This window comes from Mesorhizobium sp. M00.F.Ca.ET.216.01.1.1, assembly GCF_004010325.2.
GTDB lineage: Bacteria > Pseudomonadota > Alphaproteobacteria > Rhizobiales > Rhizobiaceae > Mesorhizobium.
The window spans coordinates 1-284 of the sequence record NZ_SADR02000570.1; the positions used below are offsets into that span (position 1 = coordinate 1).

1 protein-coding gene is annotated in these 284 nt (G+C 63.7%); it reads right to left on the reverse strand.

Going from position 1 to position 284, the window contains the following annotated elements:
* Nucleotides 1-222 (reverse strand): aldehyde dehydrogenase family protein (locus EN859_RS37480; protein ID WP_135913766.1); only part of this gene is annotated, 222 nt, incomplete at its 3' end.
* Nucleotides 223-284 lie beyond the last annotated feature (62 nt).

The following is a 284-nucleotide window of genomic DNA, read 5'->3' on the forward strand; positions in this document are numbered from 1 at the left end:
CACCAGTTCGCCGCGCTTGGGCCCCGGTACCAGCCGCCACGCCTGGAAAGCCTTGTGCGCGGCATCGATTGCCCTGCCCGTATCGGCCGCCGAAATGGTCCTCAGCGCCGCGATCTGCTCGCCCGTCACCGGGCTGCGCACGATGAGGTCGCCGCCTGACAGCGCCTCCTTGGCGACTCCGAGTTTCTCAAGAAGTGAGGCCGTTTCCTTCGCCAATGTCATTTTTGTTCCTTTCAGATCCCGCCTCTCATGGGACGGGCATAGAAGCCATGCGCCATCTCTCG